This window comes from Flavobacterium supellecticarium (assembly GCF_004801375.1).
Taxonomy (GTDB): domain Bacteria; phylum Bacteroidota; class Bacteroidia; order Flavobacteriales; family Flavobacteriaceae; genus Flavobacterium; species Flavobacterium supellecticarium.
The window spans coordinates 231,727-245,460 of the sequence record NZ_SSNZ01000003.1 but is presented as its reverse complement, the minus strand read 5'-3'; the positions used below and the strand labels follow the sequence as shown (position 1 = coordinate 245,460).

Genomic DNA, 13,734 nt, shown 5'->3' with positions numbered 1-13,734 from the left:
TTTTATTAATACAATAATAACACTCAATACGTAATAATTTTAATACATTTTAATACATTTGGCATACAAAACCTTAAATCTATTTCTATGAAGAAAATTACTTTTTATGCTATGACCTTGTTTGTAGCATTGGTAGGCAGTTCTGTATTCGCACAAACTGCGCAACAAAATTTAGACTACGCGGTTCAGTCGGCCGAAAACATCCAACAGGATACACCCGCTGCTAAAACGGCAGCGGTACAATTGGCAAAACAAATCGTATTATTAAATGCCCCAAATGCACAACAATTTTACGATGCCATGTTTGTTCAGGTAAACTCCATCCAAAACAATTCTGACGATGTAGATTATTTTGCCAGCCTAGCGCGTACAGCATCTCAAAATGCTTTTTCGACAGCCAGCATTAACGCAATCACTGCCGAATTGGTAAACCTAAACGACATCCTTATCGGATTAACATTCCAAATCAACGATGCGTTAGCTGCTAATGATAACACTACTGCTTTAAACCTGATTCCAAATGTAAAAAGCGTATTGGATCAACAGTACACTACAACGACAAGCCTTATCAACGAAATCAATTCGGTTGCTACTGCTATCAAAACCTACAACGTTTGTATGAAACTGGTAGATCACCTTGGAAATCCTGTTACCTACAACGATTTACACGGTTATTATGCCTATAACGATGCAAATGTATATTTCTACCCTGAAAATTACGGTGACTGTTATAGCAACTTAGCTCCGGGCACATACACATTCCGTGCTTATAACGGTTATTTTAGCGGTGCTTCTGCAACTACTGTAACCTTATCAGATAGCCTTGTAAATGCTAATGGTGTTATTGAAGTAACTTTAGTATACTGGTCGGAATAAACACTGATCAACAACGATATATCAAAAGGATTGATCACAGTGTCAATCCTTTTTTTTATCTATTTCATTCAAAATCAGCACCTATTTTATCGAAATATCATTTTTTTTTCGATTGATTATTCTAACTAAACGGGATAGCTTATCTTTGCAGGCTGTTTTAAAATCAAATAATAATGTCAGGAAACAAAGTTTTAAAGGGAGTTTTTTTAGTAGGATTAGGTGCTACCAGCTATGGAATGCTGGCAACATTTGTAAAACTAGCCTATCAGGAAAACTATACCACTGCCGAGGTTACGTCGTCTCAATTTATTTTGGGCATCATCGGAATCTTAATCATCAATGCTTTTCAGAAATCCAAAAATAAAGGTACTGTCGTAAAAGCCACCAAAAAGAATATCGCTCAGTTAATGCTAGCCGGAACTTCCTTGGGAATGACCAGTGTTTTCTATTATCTAGCGGTAAAATACATCCCCGTATCCATTGGTATCGTTTTATTGATGCAAACCGTATGGATGGGCGTTTTACTGGAAATGTTTATCGACAAAAAGCTACCGTCATTACAAAAAGTAATATCGGTGATCATTGTTTTAGGCGGTACCGCACTGGCCACCAACATCTTTAAAAATGAAATTCAGCTGGACTGGCGCGGATTAATGTGGGGAATGCTTGCAGCCGCTTCCTTCACGACAACCATGTTTACTGCCAACAGTATTGCCACCGGAATATCGCCGGCACAAAGAAGCTTATACATGCTATTAGGTGGTGCCGTGATTGTATTCGGATTTGGGATTTTTACACAAACGACCCCGTATAACTTTGGAATTTTCCTGAAATGGGGAATTGTACTATCCCTATTCGGAACCATCATTCCACCGATGTTGATGAATGCCGGATTTCCACATACCGGAATCGGATTAGGCAGTATCGTATCCTCATTGGAATTACCCGTTTCGGTTATGATGGCTTTTGTGATTCTTAACGAAACGGTAGTCCTAACACAATGGATAGGAATTTTACTCATTATTCTCGCGATTATCATTATGAACATTTCGTTCAAAAAAAAGAATTAATATAGAATTTTCTGGTAAAAATGATTATATTCGTAATGCGGATATAATCATTTAACTACCTGAAAATGAGTTTAACCTGGCAATCCTTATTTTTCCTTTCGCTTTGCAGCACATCGGTTGCCGTTTTCTACAGAAGTAGTACATTTTATACGCAAAGCCCCTCTTTTACGATCCCGGATTTCCACACGAATAAAGTTTTTATTTCGATTCCGGTTCTACAATCCCTAATTTCCTTTTCCGCCTTTTTACCGGTTTGTCTGTGGCAACAGTATACTTTACTGTTCGACCGCACTACATTTCTATGCTCCAAATATTTTGATCAAGCCTCTCATTTTCCCTGAAAATACATGTATTACAATTGTTTAACTAATCCCTTTATTTTATGAAAAAACTTATCGCAGAATTCATTGGAACATTTTGGTTGGTTTTAGGAGGTTGTGGTAGCGCCGTGCTGGCCTGTAACTTTCCCGACGCAGGAATTGGTTTTGTTGGAGTTGCTTTGGCTTTCGGACTTACCGTACTGACAATTGCTTATTCGCTTGGACATATTTCCGGCGCACATCTTAACCCGGCGGTTTCTATCGGATTGTGGGTTGGCGGTCGTTTCGATACCAAAGAGCTCATCCCCTATATTGTGGCTCAGGTTTTGGGCGGTATAGCCGCTGCGGGTATATTGTATGTAATCGCAACAGGTAACGGTAGTGATATCGGCGGATTTGCTTCGAATGGTTATGGCGAACTTTCGCCTGGCAAATACAGTATGAATGCCGCGTTTCTCACCGAAGTCGTAATGACCTTTATTTTCCTGATTGTGATTCTCGGCGCTACAGACGACAGAGCGCCAAAAGGTTTTGCCGGATTGGCCATCGGATTGGCTTTAACCCTGATTCATTTGATCAGTATTCCGGTTACAAACACCTCTGTCAATCCAGCCCGAAGTATAAGTCAGGCGGTTTTTGTAGGTGGCGAAGCGTTAAGTCAGTTATGGTTGTTTATCGTGGCTCCGATTATTGGCGCACTGATTGCCGGTATTGTCTATAAATCTATATTTAGTAAAGAATAGTGAACCCAACAATACATTTTAGAAAAACGACCTTATCGATAAGGTCGTTTTTTTATCCCCCTTTTTTATATTCCTTTTGACTTTATAAAAGACTACATTTCGTCCCACATCTATCACAACCTTCTCAAAACAATCTCAATAAGTCTATTATTTTCATATTATTATCGGAATCATCCACTTTTTAAGCCGGACAACAATTAAAAAGTTCGCTTTGCATTGATTCAAAACTGTAAAAAAAATGAGGTATCCGCCAGATAAATACCGCTGAAACACTATTTTTTTGCTCATTTTTCAAAAGCAAAAAACATTTTGGTCTGATTTTTGAAAAATCAAAAAAAATAACACCATCCTTATTGCTCAATTCATTTTTTTAGTAATATTGAGTGTGTAAATAAACCATTAAAAACATTTATTTGATTAATTTTTCATCTGATGAAAAAAAGCAAAGTTTTAGAATTTGACAAGGAAACAATTGATAGAATTGTCACTATGGCTCAGGAGGAAAAAAGACCTTTTGAAGTAATAAAAGAAGAATTTGGAATTTCAGAAAGTGAAGTTACCGAAATGATTCGCAAAAAGTTATCAAAAGACAATTTTGAACTTTGGAAAAAAAAGGTTACTGCCAATAAACCAAAACCAAAACCACAACGCTATAACGATCTGGAAGATGATGATCTGGACAGTAAATACTACTTTAAAAATAAATTCGATTAAATCTACTGAGGCCTGTTAAAACGGGCCTTTTTTATATACTCAGACACTCTTAACAACCATGATCAAAAAAATAGTATTATCGCTTTTCCTTTGTATTTCCATACCTTCGATCGCACAGGAAACACCGTTTAAAATAACCGAAATACAGATCAATTCTTTACTAAAAGGCGATCTGTATACACCGGTTCCTGAAATTAAAAAACCAACATTGATCATCCTAATTGCCGGTTCCGGACCAACCAATCGGAACGGTAATCAGATTGGTATGCAAAATAATTCGCTAAAATACCTTGCTGAAGATCTGACTAAGGAACATCGGGCTGTTTTTACCTATGACAAACGGGTGATTGCACAAATCATTGCCGGAACAGTAAACGAAAAAGATATGCGTTTTGAGGATATGATTACCGATGCCGTAACCGTTTTTGATCATTTTAAAAAAACCGGAAACTATAGTAAAATCGTATTTGCCGGTCATAGTGAAGGTTCTCAAATCGGTATGATCGCAGCGCAACAAACCAAGGCCGACGGATTTATATCGATTGCCGGACCGGGAAGACCAATAGACGAAATTTTAATTGATCAGATCTCCAAACAAGCTCCTGGTGTAAAAGAGGAGCTAATAAGTAGTTTAGAAAAAATAAAAAAAGGAGAAACAGTAACCGTAGAAAGTCCGTTGCTGAGTTCTATGTTTCGGGAAAGCGTTCAACCCTATATGACCTCATGGATACAATACAAGCCGCAACAGGAAATTCAGAAATTAAAAATTCCGGTATTACTCCTTAACGGAACCAAAGACTTACAGGTATCTGAATCGGAAGCCGAATTATTAAAAAAGGCAAAACCGGACGCTTCGCTGGTAATAATTCCGAATATGAATCACGTTTTGAAAACAATAACCGGAGACGATGCTGAAAACCGGACTTCCTATAATAAACCGGAAACCCGCAATACACCGGAGCTGGCTCAGGCGATAAATCTTTTCTTAAAAAAGCATAAATTGTAACAAAAAAACAATTTCGAATACCTATATACAACTAAAAATATTATAATGAAAAGACTTATCTATACATTGGCAATAGCTGCGATGGTAATGAGCTGTAAAACAGCACAACAACCACAGGCAGTTGCCGTAAACGATGTAAAAGTTGCTATCGATCTGAAAAATGTAAAAGATGATAAAGTAATGGTTACCATTATGGCCCCATCGTTTACTACTGAAACTGCAACCTTCCATATCCCGAAAATTATTCCGGGAACCTATTCTGAAGACGATTACGGTAAATTTATCGATGACTTTAAAGCGTATGATGCCAAAGGAAATCTCCTTCCGGTAAATAAATCCGATGCGAATTCCTGGCAGATTTCCAATGCCAAAACCTTAAGCAAAGTAACCTATTGGGTAAACGACACCTATGATGTGGAAAGTACACACGATATTTTTTCGCCGGCCGGAACCAATATTGCCGCAAACGAAAACTTTATGCTGAATACGCACGGATTTGTGGGTTATTTCCAGGGGAAAGGTGAAATTCCATATACGGTAACCGTATCCCATCCGGCAACTTTATGGGGTGCTACTTCGTTAACCGATACCGATCCGAGTAACGAATCGGACACTTTTACTACTTCCCGTTATGCCGAACTGGTAGACAATCCGATTATGTATTCCAAACCCGATTACACCACTTTTACGGTAGACGGAATGGAAATCCTGATCAGCGTATACTCGCCAAACGGAACATATACCGCAAAAGACATCACTCCGGAAATGGAAACGATGATGCGTGCTCAGAAAAAATTCTTAGGTCCGTTTAACACCACTAAAAAATACAGTGTGCTATTATATCTTTCGGATATGAAAAAACCGGACGCTAAAGGATTCGGAGCTTTGGAGCACACGACTTCCACAACCGTGGTTATGCCGGAAATGATGCCAAAAGCGCAGTTGGTAGAACAATTAAAAGACGTGGTTTCCCATGAGTTTTTCCATATTGTAACGCCATTGAGTATCCACTCAAACGAAATTCAGTATTTCGATTACAATACGCCTAAAATGTCCGAGCACTTATGGATGTATGAAGGTGTAACGGAATATTTTGCTAACCTGTTCCAGGTAAACCAGGGCTTAATTTCCGAAGATGATTTTTACGGCAGAATGTCTGAAAAAATAGCAACTTCAAAACGTTTCGACGACAAAATGCCATTTACAAAAATGAGTAAAAACATTTTGGATAAACAATATAAAGATTCGTATTATAACGTATACCAAAAAGGAGCTTTGATCGCCATGTGTATTGACATTCAGATGCGTGAAAGCAGTAACGGTCAGCGTGGTATTTTGAGTCTGATGCAAGCTTTATCCAAAGAATACGGAAATAGCCGACCGTTTAACGACGACGAATTGTTTGCTAAAATCACAGCCTTAACCTACCCTGAAGTAGGCGAATTCCTGACTAAATATGTAGCTGGTGACACACCAATTCCATACGATGTTTATTTTGCTAAAGTTGGTGTAAAAGAAGGAGCCGTTAAAAAGCCATCCAATCCGTTCTTAAAAGGCGAAATGCCATATATAACGGTAAATCCGTCGACCAAAGAGATTGTTGTACTTCCGGAGATCGAACTCAATGCTTTTATGAAAAAAATTGGATTGAAAAATGGTGACACCATCCTTTCTATTAACGGAACGGCGTATAACCTTGACAACATTTACGAAATGATCATGTCGAGCATGGATTGGAAAGAAAACGACCCGATCACCATGCAGATCAAACGCAAAGACAAAGAGCAAACCTTAAAAGGAAAAGTAACCTTAAGCATGGAAGATGTAGAAGGATTACACTTTACCGATACTTCGAAAACCAAGCTAAAAGAAGCCTGGTTAAAAGGATAATCCAAAACAGAGCCATATCCGGTCTGAATCAAAAAAAAACCTGTTCTAAGCAACAGGTTTTTTTATACTCCGAAGTGAAAAACACTATTTGTATCACATCCCTAGTAACTCATCATTTTTTTCTTTACTTTGCACTCTTTAAAAATCGCTTTTACAATGAAAAAAACACTGATAACCTTATGTACTGTCGCTTTACTCGCCACAGCCTGTAAAAAAGAAACCGAAACGGGCAACAGCCTTCATCTTACAGGAACGGTAGACGGACTCAAACAAGGGAAACTATATCTAAAGAAAATAGTTGACACTTCTTTTGTTACGATCGACAGTTTTACGATTAAAGGGAATTCTAATTTCGAAAGCACTTTAAAAATTGATCATCCGGAAATGTACTACCTGTTTTTAGATCGTGGTACTTCAAAGTCGCTTGACAACAGACTGATGTTTTTTGCAGAACCCGGAAATATGACGATCACAACAACCTTAAAAGAATTTTACGCAAAAACTAAGGTTACGGGCTCAAAAAACAACGAGCTGTATGAAGATTACAAAAAAATAAAATCGCGTTATACAGACGAAGAAAATCAGGCCTTGAGTATGATGCTATTTGCTGAGAAGATGCGAGACGCCAAAATGCTGGACAGTCTTAAAGATCGCAATGAAAAATTGATAATCCGACGTTATCTGAGTGCGGTTAATTTTGCTGTAAACAATGCGAAATACGACGTAGCTCCTTATATTGCGTTAACCGATATTTACGACGCTAATATCAAATATCTGGATACAATTCAGAAATCGTTAACTCCGGAAGTATCACATTCTTATTACGGAAAATTACTCCAGGAATTTATTGCAAAACGCAAACAACAGGAAGTTTCGGCACCAGCGAAATAAAAACGAAAAAAGCGGCTTGTTAAATAAGCCGCTTTTTATGTATAACACTTTAGACCTCAATTACAAAACGGTCGGATCGTTTTTTTTAAGGATTTTTTATATAAGCTATTTACTTCTTATTGAGATCCCAGGAATTTTATTTTTTCATATCTACCGTCATCACTGATATAGGTTACTAAATAAAGTCCTCTTTTTTTAAAAAACCGAGGTTTAATCGGAAAATGATTCAAGCCTTCATCTATTGAATAGTAGGCTTTGTACAAAAGGTTTGAATGAATATCGAATATTCGAATCGTAGCTTTTTCGGGTTGATCAGAAACTACTTCTAAATTATAGTAGGCATTTTGAGTATTTGGATATAACATCCTGATAGAAAATTCATCGTTAATTGCTTCTCTTTTTTTGCGAAGATCCTTATCTCTTTGATCATATACCGTAATGTTAACTTCATTTGGATCCACACTTATGTCATGAACCCAGATACTTTCATATAAACTCTCTTTTGTCTCTATTCTACGTTTCATTCGTGCTACCTGTCCTTCGGTAAAAAACCATCTACAAGGTCCATAATCCATAATGTTTTCGATTTGCCTTCTTTGCCCGTTACACACTGGAGGATTTTCACAAGGATTATCGATACCTCTTTCATTTGGACCACCGGGATCATTTAAATACCAAAGAGCTCCTTCAGCCGGAGGGGTATCATAAACCTGGTCACCTCCTGCGATATTGTTACATCCGCCTAGGAACGGATGATCCAGATAAAAATAGTGTCCAAATTCATGTGCCAAGGTACTTCCGGGACTTCCGTATACATTGAGGTCATCATTAAACATTCTGCTATACGAAAAAATAGTGTAATCTGAATTCAAAATTGTTACGCCTCCATTCTTCGACATTCCCCGGATTACTCTTTCACTTGGCGCTCGGGGATAATATTTTGCCAGAGAATGTACATAAACTACCTGCATTGTTTCATCATCATTATAACTTATGTCTGCCTCAGATTCAAAAAGTCTCTCTTGTTCTGCTACATTATAATTATATTTGCTAGTAGTTCCTTTTTTTATAATTAAATCAACATTTTTAAATAGAATTCTCGAATTACCAATTTTCGCACTAATCGCAGGATTCTTCACATTTCCCGTTTTTGCGGTGTAATACTTGTTCATCTCACTTATATAACCCTTAATTCTTGCCTTATAAAAAGCGCGCTCTCTGAATTCTCTAGGAGACTCAAGAATCGTAATTTTTAATCTTTTTATGACTTTATATTCCTTGATCCCCTTATCCTCGATAAAATTAACGATATTATTACCGGTTACTCCTGGTATTTTTAAATCATGTAAAGTAGCATCTTTAATGGTAACCTTTATTACTACAGGTTGTTTTCCTGATCTTAACTGTGTTAAAACCTTCTTACACGGAAGGCTGGGAAAATTTGGGTTACCCGCATTATAAAGTCTTCCGGTTATCCATCCGAACCACATCAAGCCTCTTAAAAAAAAATAACTACACGCACCCGTTTCCCATCCACTTCGGGAATTTGCTGCCAGTAACTTTATATCATTGGAATCGGTTTCTCCCAATACTTTAAAAGTATTATCAGCTTTATCAAGAATAAATCCGTAGGGTACTTTAATTGTTTTATCCACATACTCATCAAGACTCGTAACATCGCTATAAACACCATATATTAACTTATTTCTTGCTGAAGACTCCGTTGCAATCAGTTTTTGAATTCCATCGTCACCATCTTTGTCATACGGATAAACTTCAATAGAAATTCGCCCTCCTGGTTTATTTATTGCTCCTTTAATACCTCCGGACAAGTCTGCGTCCAAACTTAATAGACTCGTAAAATCAAGTAATTCCATTTGTTCCTGAGTAACACCGTAGTCAAGTTTTGGATTTAACGACCAGAAAATTTTCTCACCAACAACACTAATTCTTTTACTTTTATAAACTCTTGGAGAATGTGTAAAGCCTTTGATTTCATCAAAAGGAGACTCCAAAAAAGCATGCTCAGCATATTCAAAATCTATTTTTTTCAATTCTTTTTCCAGCATAATAATCCCCGAATCAATATCGGAAAAACCATAGATAATAATTTTTCCACCCCCATCTTTTCGGATCATTCGGATCATTTCCTGCACTGTATTTTGCTGGATAGGCGCTCCCATTAAAGTAATATTGCTCACCTTATCATTGGTAATGTATCTAGCAAGCTGTAAATCCCCATTGTAATCAGGAACCGGGATTCTATTCGGGATTCTATGTCCTTGATCAGGCCCGTTACTTACCAATTGATACTGATGATTGATATTATAAGCTTCTTTAAAGCCCGAAACTAAACTTATATCTACTATTCTTCCTTCCCCATAAAAATCAATTAAATCAATATAGGATTTACTATCAAGTGGCAACGGAACCGGAGACTCAAATAATGAAAATTCATTGTTTGAATAAGGATAATTTAAATTTTTATTGGTCTTATAATTAGGAGGTCCACTTCTAAGCCATGCCGTCCGAGTTCCTCCTTGCGAGAAAAGCAACGTTATTTTTAGAAGTAGTACTATAGAAAATAAATATTTTTTCATATAATTATTGTTTATAATTGGCTCTTTCTTGTTCCATTTCTTTTATTTTTTCGTGTAAACTAATAGTATATAGTGTTAGTTCTTCTATTTTCTGCATAAAAATCATATTCATTTGATGAGCCGTATACCCATTTTCTTTTATACTCTTTTCGGAAGGCACATCAGGTAAATGTTTATTCTGATCGATAAAAGACTTAACTTCTTCTAAAGGCAGCAAATCATAGTCAGAATTAAAAACACAATCCTGCCATCTATCCACACCGGCGAATGCAAAGTCTTCTGAAACAACACCTTTTTCGACCCAAAGGCAATACTTGGATAAATAGTTCTCATTGAATTTTGATAATTTCCCTTCAGCTGCTAAATCTGCTTTGGGACCAATATAAGTAGTTCCAGCAACTGTTAACGCTGCATTCTTAACATGGTTCATCGTGTTAACCGACATGAATACATCATCGGTCATTGTACCGTTATCACAGATAATCCTGCTTGATTTTAACATAACATCATCATTATAATCTCCAATAGTTATTTTATTACCTGTTTGTGATTCTATAAACATCCCTTCATCATCACCTGTACTAAGTATAGTAGCTCTTTGCGGGACCGCATTAAATACGAGACTATTCCTTTCTCCATCCATTACACCTGGGTCTTCTACCATAAAAACACCTCTAACATGCAATTTACACGCAGGTTTTGTGGTGTTTATTCCTACATCTCCATCTCTTGAAATTCGCATCAATTCTTTTCCGTATGAATTTGGGTTCCCGCAGATATCGGCTCCTTCTGAATCCATAAAACGAAAACCACTTGAATAGGAAAAAGTGGCAGTACATATTGGCGACTTAGGATTAATTGTAAAATTCAAAAAATTGTCTTTTCCATAAAATATAGCCGTTCGTGCTTCTCCTGCTCTTAAAAAAATAAATGGAAAAACAGATTCATCTGACAAGGCTGAACCATGATCATTTGCCGAGAGGGAAAGCATCGCATTTTGATGCGAGGTTGGCAACTCAAGCATTTTGGTATACCTGTTGTTGTCATTAACCTCTCTCAATCGCATCAATAAATCTGAAAAATTATTTCCCCCATTATGCCACCACCTAAAACCTTTTTCTCTATTGTACGGGATATTATTCTTATCATCTATGGTCCATGACCAACCTGCACTGTTCACAAAACTATCGTAAGAATTACCTGATGCAGCGGTATCTTGCGCATTAACATTGGAAACTAATAACAAAATAAAAGTCACTCCTAAAAGTTGTTGTTTTTTCATTTTTCTTATTTTAAATATTATTACTATGTTGCTATCAAAGAATGGGATTAATATTTTTGGCTACAATTCAGCTGGATACCGTTCAACAATACTCTCAGTACTTATTTTTGTCTGTACATTTCGCAAATGAAATAATTCAAAAGAAATCCAAAAGAATTGCATCAGCCAGTAGCAGCATAAACTGTATTTATATATTCAAACAGGATTAAGACAAAAGAGGCTAATCAAACGATAGCTGTCTTTATCATCATCTGTTATTTTACTTTTTGGGAATTGTAAACCGTTTAAAAGGGAGGAAAAATTTTATAAAAAATGAAGAACTTTAAGACGTATCCTCTTAAAATTTTATCGCGACTTTACTTTTTTAAATACATGATAAAGTCAAATCTAGCAAAAGAAAAAAAGAAAAAAAAAGCAATCTAAGGACAATGACAGACCATTAATAAACAATTTCTGAAGTACCTTTTACTTAGAACAAGCAAAAAATCGGGACTTGATTGAAAGACAGAATTCAGCCCGGATTATCATCAATTTTATAGCTGTTTCGTTTTGAAACAGCTATAAAAAACAAAAGGGATTACCTTACGGTAATCCCTTAAACCTTTATAAATAAAAAAACCACTCTCTTCAAGTGGCTTAAAGTAGATGATTGAGCCGATGGAGGGACTCGAACCCACGACCTGCTGATTACAAATCAGCTGCTCTAGCCAGCTGAGCTACACCGGCGTCTCAAATCAGTTTTAAATACAGAAAATTAAAAAAATCCTGTATTTTATTTTTCAGTACAACCACAAAAAGTGGCAAAAAAATTGAGCCGATGGAGGGACTCGAACCCACGACCTGCTGATTACAAATCAGCTGCTCTAGCCAGCTGAGCTACACCGGCGGTCTCAATTCGGATGCAAATATAAGGCTGTTTTTGAAACTTCCAAATATTTTTTGAGCACTTTTTATTGATTTTTCAGACTACAGCGCGTTAACTTTATCAACCAACTGATTTGCAGCCTCTTCTAATTCTTTATTAATTTGCTTAAAATGCGCTTTTTTATTTTCAACATTTTTTTGGTTCACTTTTGTTACCAAATTATCGAATGTTGCGATCGCTTCCGTTACCAAAGCATCTGAAGTTTCAGTTGGTTTACCAGTGGTCGTCATCTCCCAAATGTAAACTGCTTCGATAATATCACCTAAAACGTAATTGATGTCTTTTTTTAAATTTCTAACGCTTGCCATTTTTCTAATGTTTAAAATTTCGATGGCAAAATTACAACTATTCTTTTGATTACATATTAAGAAATGAATATTTCTAATAATGAAGCAGTTCCGTTAAGCTCAAAATCGGTCATTATGGCCGGAATTAACACGGCATCACCCTTTTGAAAAGTCATCATCGTTCCATTCGCCCGAATAGAAAAAGTCCCTTCTGTACAAACCAGAACCGTAAAGGAATCAGTTGTTTTTTGAAAAACAAGTTCCCCATCCAACGGAATAAATCTCGTTGTAAAATACGGACAGTCGACTATCGGATTGGAGGTATTTACAATTTTAGCATACTCACATTTTGCATTTGACACCGTATAATCGATCGCATCCAATGCCAGGTCAATATGCAATTCCCGTGATTTTCCTTCGGCATCAACGCGATCCCAATCATATACACGATAAGTAATATCAGATGTTTGCTGTATTTCTGCGATGACGATTCCTGCACCTATCGCATGAATGGTTCCGGTTTCGAGAAAAAAAACATCCCCGGGAGCCACTTTTATTTCTTTCAGTATTTTAGTAAGCGTTTTATGTTCCAGATGGTACAGGTATTCTTCCGGAGACGCTTCTTTATCAAATCCTACGATAATCCGAGAATCAGGATCGGCCTGCATGACATACCACATTTCGGTTTTTCCGAAGGAATTGTGACGGATACGCGCCAGTTCATCATTGGGATGCAACTGAATCGACAAATCCTCTTTAGCATCCAAAAACTTAAATAATAAAGGAAAGGTAGTTCCGAATTTTTGATACACCTTGTTTCCTAACAAAGCCTTCGGATCGATATACAGCAACTCTTCCAGTGATTTTCCCGCAAGCTGACCGTTTCTAACGATACTGATATCACCGGGAACTGTAGAAATCTCCCAGCTTTCGCCAGTAGTTTGCGATACGATATCTTTATAAAGCAAGGACGATAATTTGGTACCTCCCCAAATTCTTTCTTTTAAAATGGGGGAAAATAATAACGGATACCAATCTATTGCCATAAAGCTATTAATTCATATTATTAGATCAGCAAAAATGCAAAAAAGTTTTGTAATTAACCAATACAAACTTTTATTAGCTACGTT

General features: G+C 36.8%; 11 protein-coding genes and 2 tRNA genes. 7 read left to right on the top strand and 6 right to left on the bottom strand.

What is annotated here, in order from left to right; translation table 11 throughout:
• Positions 1-87: 87 nt before the first annotated feature.
• The 7 genes from E6C50_RS10325 (at position 88) to E6C50_RS10295 (ending at position 7,510) form a co-directional block, all read left to right on the top strand.
• Positions 88-876: a hypothetical protein gene (locus E6C50_RS10325; RefSeq protein WP_136403151.1), complete on the top strand. Its 789-nt coding sequence runs from the start codon at positions 88-90 to the stop codon at positions 874-876.
• 173 nt (positions 877-1,049) lie between these two features.
• Positions 1,050-1,946, top strand: coding sequence for an EamA family transporter (locus E6C50_RS10320; protein ID WP_136403150.1), 897 nt, complete (start codon positions 1,050-1,052; stop codon positions 1,944-1,946).
• Positions 1,947-2,328: 382 nt separating this feature from the next.
• On the top strand, positions 2,329-3,009 hold the full coding sequence (aqpZ, locus tag E6C50_RS10315) for an aquaporin Z (protein WP_136403149.1): 681 nt from the start codon (positions 2,329-2,331) through the stop codon (positions 3,007-3,009).
• Positions 3,010-3,441: 432 nt separating this feature from the next.
• Positions 3,442-3,723, top strand: coding sequence for a TIGR03643 family protein (locus E6C50_RS10310; RefSeq protein ID WP_136403148.1), 282 nt, complete (start codon positions 3,442-3,444; stop codon positions 3,721-3,723).
• A gap of 58 nt (positions 3,724-3,781) precedes the next feature.
• On the top strand, positions 3,782-4,729 hold the full coding sequence (locus E6C50_RS10305; protein ID WP_136403147.1) for an alpha/beta hydrolase: 948 nt from the start codon (positions 3,782-3,784) through the stop codon (positions 4,727-4,729).
• A gap of 45 nt (positions 4,730-4,774) precedes the next feature.
• Positions 4,775-6,619, top strand: coding sequence for a M61 family metallopeptidase (locus E6C50_RS10300; protein ID WP_136403146.1), 1,845 nt, complete (start codon positions 4,775-4,777; stop codon positions 6,617-6,619).
• Between the two features lie 156 nt (positions 6,620-6,775).
• The gene (locus tag E6C50_RS10295) at positions 6,776-7,510 is read left to right on the top strand and encodes a DUF4369 domain-containing protein (protein WP_136403145.1); all 735 of its coding nucleotides are present in this window, start codon (positions 6,776-6,778) and stop codon (positions 7,508-7,510) included.
• Between the two features lie 116 nt (positions 7,511-7,626).
• Here the strand turns inward: E6C50_RS10295 and E6C50_RS17845 are convergent, their stop codons facing one another.
• From E6C50_RS17845 to E6C50_RS10265, 6 genes are all read right to left on the bottom strand, one after another.
• Positions 7,627-10,110, bottom strand: a complete 2,484-nt coding sequence (locus E6C50_RS17845) for a M43 family zinc metalloprotease (RefSeq protein WP_211089534.1) — start codon at positions 10,108-10,110, stop codon at positions 7,627-7,629.
• A 4-nt stretch (positions 10,111-10,114) separates the two neighbouring features.
• Positions 10,115-11,392: a hypothetical protein gene (locus E6C50_RS10285; RefSeq protein ID WP_136403144.1), complete on the bottom strand. Its 1,278-nt coding sequence runs from the start codon at positions 11,390-11,392 to the stop codon at positions 10,115-10,117.
• A 652-nt stretch (positions 11,393-12,044) separates the two neighbouring features.
• Positions 12,045-12,118, bottom strand: a tRNA-Thr gene (locus E6C50_RS10280).
• An 86-nt stretch (positions 12,119-12,204) separates the two neighbouring features.
• A tRNA-Thr gene (locus E6C50_RS10275) sits at positions 12,205-12,278 on the bottom strand.
• 80 nt (positions 12,279-12,358) lie between these two features.
• On the bottom strand, positions 12,359-12,625 hold the full coding sequence (locus E6C50_RS10270) for a hypothetical protein (RefSeq protein ID WP_136403143.1): 267 nt from the start codon (positions 12,623-12,625) through the stop codon (positions 12,359-12,361).
• A gap of 56 nt (positions 12,626-12,681) precedes the next feature.
• Positions 12,682-13,650 (bottom strand): type I phosphomannose isomerase catalytic subunit, encoded by a 969-nt coding sequence (locus tag E6C50_RS10265; RefSeq protein ID WP_136403142.1) that lies wholly within the window; start codon positions 13,648-13,650, stop codon positions 12,682-12,684.
• Positions 13,651-13,734 lie beyond the last annotated feature (84 nt).

Coding starts and splice junctions, on each gene's coding strand:
- E6C50_RS10325 (WP_136403151.1), top strand. CDS start 88: ATGAAGAAAATTACTTTTTATGCTATGACCTTGTTTGTAGCATTGGTA.
- E6C50_RS10320 (WP_136403150.1), top strand. CDS start 1,050: ATGTCAGGAAACAAAGTTTTAAAGGGAGTTTTTTTAGTAGGATTAGGT.
- aqpZ (WP_136403149.1), top strand. CDS start 2,329: ATGAAAAAACTTATCGCAGAATTCATTGGAACATTTTGGTTGGTTTTA.
- E6C50_RS10310 (WP_136403148.1), top strand. CDS start 3,442: ATGAAAAAAAGCAAAGTTTTAGAATTTGACAAGGAAACAATTGATAGA.
- E6C50_RS10305 (WP_136403147.1), top strand. CDS start 3,782: ATGATCAAAAAAATAGTATTATCGCTTTTCCTTTGTATTTCCATACCT.
- E6C50_RS10300 (WP_136403146.1), top strand. CDS start 4,775: ATGAAAAGACTTATCTATACATTGGCAATAGCTGCGATGGTAATGAGC.
- E6C50_RS10295 (WP_136403145.1), top strand. CDS start 6,776: ATGAAAAAAACACTGATAACCTTATGTACTGTCGCTTTACTCGCCACA.
- E6C50_RS17845 (WP_211089534.1), bottom strand. CDS start 10,110: ATGAAAAAATATTTATTTTCTATAGTACTACTTCTAAAAATAACGTTG.
- E6C50_RS10285 (WP_136403144.1), bottom strand. CDS start 11,392: ATGAAAAAACAACAACTTTTAGGAGTGACTTTTATTTTGTTATTAGTT.
- E6C50_RS10270 (WP_136403143.1), bottom strand. CDS start 12,625: ATGGCAAGCGTTAGAAATTTAAAAAAAGACATCAATTACGTTTTAGGT.
- E6C50_RS10265 (WP_136403142.1), bottom strand. CDS start 13,650: ATGGCAATAGATTGGTATCCGTTATTATTTTCCCCCATTTTAAAAGAA.